The sequence below is a fragment of the Streptomyces sp. AB3(2024) genome, from assembly GCF_041862025.1.
GTDB lineage: Bacteria > Actinomycetota > Actinomycetes > Streptomycetales > Streptomycetaceae > Streptomyces.
In genome coordinates, this window is the sequence record NZ_JBGWAB010000254.1 from 1 (window position 1) to 4,850 (window position 4,850).

At 72.6% G+C, this 4,850-nt stretch carries 4 protein-coding genes and 1 pseudogene; 2 read left to right on the forward strand and 3 right to left on the reverse strand.

Annotated features, from left to right (window positions below):
- Nucleotides 1-957 (reverse strand): GlxA family transcriptional regulator (locus tag ACEPPI_RS39835; protein WP_373920137.1); only part of this gene is annotated, 957 nt, incomplete at its 3' end.
- Nucleotides 958-1,067: 110 nt separating this feature from the next.
- Between ACEPPI_RS39835 and ACEPPI_RS39840 the strand changes: the two genes are divergently transcribed.
- Nucleotides 1,068-1,589, forward strand: a complete 522-nt coding sequence (locus ACEPPI_RS39840; protein WP_373920138.1) for a PaaI family thioesterase — start codon at nucleotides 1,068-1,070, stop codon at nucleotides 1,587-1,589.
- Nucleotides 1,590-1,926: 337 nt separating this feature from the next.
- On the opposite strand, the gene ACEPPI_RS39845 is transcribed toward ACEPPI_RS39840, so the two are convergent.
- Nucleotides 1,927-3,171: a cytochrome P450 gene (locus ACEPPI_RS39845; protein WP_373920139.1), complete on the reverse strand. Its 1,245-nt coding sequence runs from the start codon at nucleotides 3,169-3,171 to the stop codon at nucleotides 1,927-1,929.
- A gap of 262 nt (nucleotides 3,172-3,433) precedes the next feature.
- On the opposite strand from ACEPPI_RS39845, the gene ACEPPI_RS39850 reads away from it, so the two are divergent.
- A complete protein-coding gene (locus tag ACEPPI_RS39850) occupies nucleotides 3,434-4,603 on the forward strand; it encodes a steroid 3-ketoacyl-CoA thiolase (RefSeq protein ID WP_373920140.1) in 1,170 nt (389 codons plus the stop codon).
- Nucleotides 4,604-4,750: 147 nt separating this feature from the next.
- Here ACEPPI_RS39850 and ACEPPI_RS39855 read toward each other — a convergent pair.
- Nucleotides 4,751-4,850 (reverse strand): annotated as a pseudogene (locus ACEPPI_RS39855) (lytic transglycosylase domain-containing protein); the annotation flags it as partial.

A 4,850-nucleotide genomic window follows, 5' to 3' on the forward strand; every position in this document is an offset into this window, starting at 1 on the left:
CGGCCCGCCCCGCCCCGCCCCGCTCCCCGAGCGGCGGCGCAGCAGCGCGCGCAGCGGGCCGGGGCTCTCGTAGCCGACCCGTCGGGCCACCGCCGCGAGCGGCAGGGCGGTGGTGCGCAGCAGGTGTTCGGCCTGTTCCACCCGAAGGTCCTGGACCAGGCGGATCGGGGAGCAGCCGAGGGTGCGGGCCATCGTGCGCTGCAGGGTGCGCTCGCTGACGCCCAGGTCGCGGGCGGCTTCCGCGATGGACAGGGGTTCCGCGATCCGGGCCCGCACCCACTGCTCGAAGGCGGCGACCAGCGGGTCGTGACGGGCCATCGCGCCGGGGATCGCGTACGCGGCCTGCGAGGCCCGGTCGTCCACCACCAGGTAGCGCCGCACGAGGTCGGCCAGGGCCGGACTGCGCATGCCGACGACGGACAGCGCCAGGTCGAGGTGGCCGAACGCGGCGCCCGCCGTGGTGACCCCGTCCGAGGTGGTGACCATCCGGGCCTCCTCCAGGGTCACCCGGCGGTAGCGGTCGCGGAACACGGGGGCGAGCCACCAGCTCGTGGTGGCCCGCAGTCCGTCCAGCACCCCGGACTCCGCGAGCAGTAACGTTCCCGTACAGGAGGAGGCGAGCGGGGTGCGGCGCTCGCGGGCCTCGGCGAGGAGCCGGCGCGCGGAGCGGTGGGCGGGCGAGGCCACCGTCTCCAGCAGGGCGGCCGGGCGGCGCTCCATGAGGGCCGGCAGCACGAGGAGTCCGGCGCCCTGCGCCGCGGAGGCGGGTTCGGCGTCGATCCGGTGCCCGAGCCCCGTACGGACCCGCCGGCGCACGCCGACGGTGTGGATCTCGAAGGCCGGGGGCGCGGCTCCGGCGAGTTGCCCGCGCAGGGCGTTCGCGCAGTGCAGTACGTCCAGGACGGCCGAGATCCCGGAGTCGAAGACCCCGTCGAGGGCCAGTACGGCGATTTTCACGCGGGTCAGCCTACGGTCGCCCGGCCCGGACGGGCGCTGTCGGAAGTGATGCGGATGCTGCCGGATCCGTCACTCGTGCGCGCGGCGGGGCGGTGCCTAGGGTCGGTGCCATGACCACGTACGAGAACCTCACCGCCGAGAACACCCGCACCCGCACCCACACCTGGCGGCCGCGGCCCGAACTCACCCCTGAGATCCTGGGCATGAGCGGTCTGGACGTCCTGCGGTCGGCCCTCAAGGGCACGCTGCCCGCGGCCTCGATGATGAGCACCCTGGGCTTCCGTCTCACCGACGTCGGGGAGGGCTTCGCCGTCTTCGAGGGCGACCCGGGCGACCACCTGCTGAACCCGATGGGCACGGTCCACGGCGGGTTCCTCGCCACCCTGCTGGACTCGGCGCTCGGCTCCGCGGTGATGACGCGGCTCCCGGCCGGTACCGCCTACACCACGGTCCAGCTGGGCGTTCACATGATCCGTCCGGTGCTGGCGGACACCCCGCCGCTGCGCTGCGAGGGGAGCGCCCTGCACGTCGGCCGGACGACGGCCACCGCCGAGGCGCGCGTCGTGGGGACCCTCGACGGCAAGCTCTACGCGCACGGTACGACGACCTGCGCGATCCTGCGCACGGCCTGACCCGGCCCCCCGCCGGGGCCCCCGCGGGCGACGGACCTTACCCGGCCCCCCGCCGGAGCCCGGCCGGCGAGCGGCGCCCGCAACGGCCCGAAACCGCGCGCCCGCAACGGCCCGAAACCGCGCGCCCGCAACGGCCCGAAGCCGCGCGCCCGCAACGGGCCGAAGGGGGGCCGGGGCAGTGGTGCCCCGGCGCCCCTTCGGTGGATCGCCGCGTCCTGTCAGGATCGGGCAGTCGCGGGGATCCCGCCACTCGGGCGCGGTGTCCCGCACGGCGAGCGGCGGACGGCGGGGGCCGGGGCGTGGAAGGTGGACGGCCCCCGCCGCCCCGGTCCGCGGGTCAACGGGAGCTGACCCGGAGCTCCTTGATGCCGTTGAGCCAGGCCGCGCGCAGCCGGCGCGGGCCGTCGGCGGCCAGGCGCAGGTCGGGGAGGGCGTCGGCCAGGGCGTTGAAGATCAGGTCGATCTCCATGACGGCGAGGGACTTGCCGAGGCAGAAGTGCGGGCCGCCGCCGCCGAAGCCGAGGTGGGGGTTCGGGTCGCGGGTGATGTCGAAGACCTCGGGGTTCTCGAAGACCTCGGGGTCGTGGTTGGCGGAGGAGTAGAACATCCCCACCCGGTCGCCCGCCTTGATCTTCTGGCCGCCCAGCTCGGTGTCCCGGGTGGCGGTGCGCTGGAAGGAGACCACGGGGGTGGCCCAGCGCACGATCTCCTCCGCGGCCGTAGCCGGCCGGGTGGCCTTGTACAGCTCCCACTGTTCGGGGTGGGTGAGGAAGGCGTGCATGCCGTGGCTGATGGCGTTGCGGGTGGTCTCGTTGCCGGCGACCGCCAGTAGCAGCACGAAGAAGCCGAACTCGTCGGAGCGCAGGTTGCCCTCGCCCTCGGCCGCCACGAGCTGGGTGACGATGTCCTTGGCCGGGCACTCCTTGCGCGCGGCGGCCAGGTTCATCGCGTAGCCGATGAGTTCCACGGCCGCGTTGGAGCCGACCTCCTCGGTGATCGCGTACTCGGGGTCGTCGTAGGCGACCATCCTGTTCGACCACTCGAAGATCCTGGCCCGGTCCTCCTGGGGGACGCCGATCAGCTCGGCGATCGCCTGGAGGGGGAGTTCGCAGGCCACTTGGGTGACGAAGTCGAAGCTGCCGTCGGCGGAGGCGGCCACAGCCTCCTCGGCGATCTTCCGGGCCCGGTCGCGCAGGGCCGCCTCCAAGCCGCGGATGGCCCGGGGGGTGAAGCCCCGCTGCACGATCTGGCGTACGCGGGTGTGTTCCGGCGGGTCCATGTTCAGCATGATCAGCCGCTGGGCGTCTATCTGCTCGCGCTGGATGTGCTCGTTGAAGCGGATGATCGCCGTATTGGTGGTGGAGGAGAACAGCTCGGGGTGCGTGGAGACGTACTTGACGTCCGCGTGCCGGGTGACGGCCCAGTAGCCCTCGTCGTCGAAGCCGGTGACGCCCCGCCGTTGCGGGCACCACCACACCGGCGCGGTCCGCCGCAGCTGCGCGAACTCCGGCAAGGGGACGCGGTCGTGGAGGAGGTCGGGGTCGGTGGCGTCGAAGCCGTCGGGAAGCGCGGGGCAGGGCATCGGGCGACTCCAAGGTCTGACGAGGGTCTGACGGCCCATCAGAAGTTGGCTCGAAGGTAGTAACGAGTTCTAGAAGTCACAAGGCCTCTCGCGCCACCTGTTGCGTGTGGAATCCGTGTAAGGCGCGTGCACGACCCTTGCGTGCCGGGGGTTCGGGTCATAAGACTGCGGGGGAGAACTAGAACGCGTACTAGTTCAGGCGGGGCGCCGGGACGGCCCGCCGTGCCGGCGCTGTGCAGGATGTGCAGGAGAGGACGAGCTCATGGCCGCGGAACCCGTCATCGTCGAAGCCGTACGCACCCCCATCGGGAAACGCGGGGGAGCCCTGGCCAACCTCCATCCCGCCTACCTCCTCGGCGAGACCTACCGCGAGCTCCTCGCCCGTACCGCGATCCAGCCCGACTGCGTCGAGCAGATCGTCGGCGGCACCGTCACCCACGCCGGCGAGCAGTCGATGAACCCGGCCCGCAACGCCTGGCTCGCCATGGGGCTGCCCTACGAGACCGCCGCGACCACGGTGGACTGCCAGTGCGGCAGCTCCCAGCAGGCCAACCACATGGTCGCCAACATGATCTCCGGCGGGGTCATGGACATCGGCATAGCCTGCGGAGTCGAGGCCATGAGCCGGGTCCCGCTGGGCTCCGGATCCAAGCACGGTCCGGGCAAGCCCTTCCCCGACGAGTGGAACGTCGACCTCCCGAACCAGTTCGAGGCCGCCGAGCGGATCGCCCGCCGCCGCGGGCTGACCCGCGAGGACGTCGACCGCCTCGGCGTCCTCTCCCAGGAGCGGGCCGCGGCCGCCTGGGCGGAGGAGCGCTTCAAGCGCGAGACCTTCGCCGTCCAGGTGCCGACCACCGAGGCCGAGCAGGCGGCCGGGCATGGCATGTGGCGGCTGGTCGACCGGGACGAGGGGCTGCGCGACACCAGCATGGAGGGCCTGGCCCGGCTCAAGCCGGTCATGCCGACCGCCGTGCACACCGCCGGGAACTCCTCGCAGATCTCCGACGGCGCCGCCGCCGTGATGTGGGCCTCGCGCAAGATGGCCCGCGCCCTCAAGCTCAAGCCGCGCGCCCGGATCGTCGCCCAGACCCTGGTGGGCGCCGATCCGCACTACCACCTGGACGGGCCGATCGACGCGACGCGGGCCGTGCTGGGCAAGGCCGGGATGTCCCTGCGGGACATCGACCTCGTCGAGATCAACGAGGCCTTCGCCTCCGTCGTCCTCAGCTGGGCCCAGGTCTTCGACCAGGACCTGGAGAAGGTCAACGTCAACGGCGGCGGCATCGCGCTGGGCCACCCCGTCGGCGCCACCGGCGCCCGCCTGATCACCACCGCGCTGCACGAGCTGGAGCGGCGCGACAAGGAGTTCGCCCTGATCACCATGTGTGCGGGAGGCGCGCTGGCGACCGGGACGATCATCCAGCGCCTGTGAGTCCCGCAGGCGCCCACTGACCCCTTGGGATGGGACGCGGAAGGCCCCGGTGGCCGGACCTGGGGAGGCCGGCCACCGGGGCCTTCGTGTGTCTGCGGTGCGCTGTGTGCGCTGTGCGCGGTCCACGGGTGGTTTCGTACCGGTGGTTTAGTACCAGTGGTTGTTCTGCCAGAAGTTCCAGGCGCCGACGGGGCTGCCGTAGCGGGAGTTCATGTAGTCCAGGCCCCACTTGATCTGGGTGGCCGGG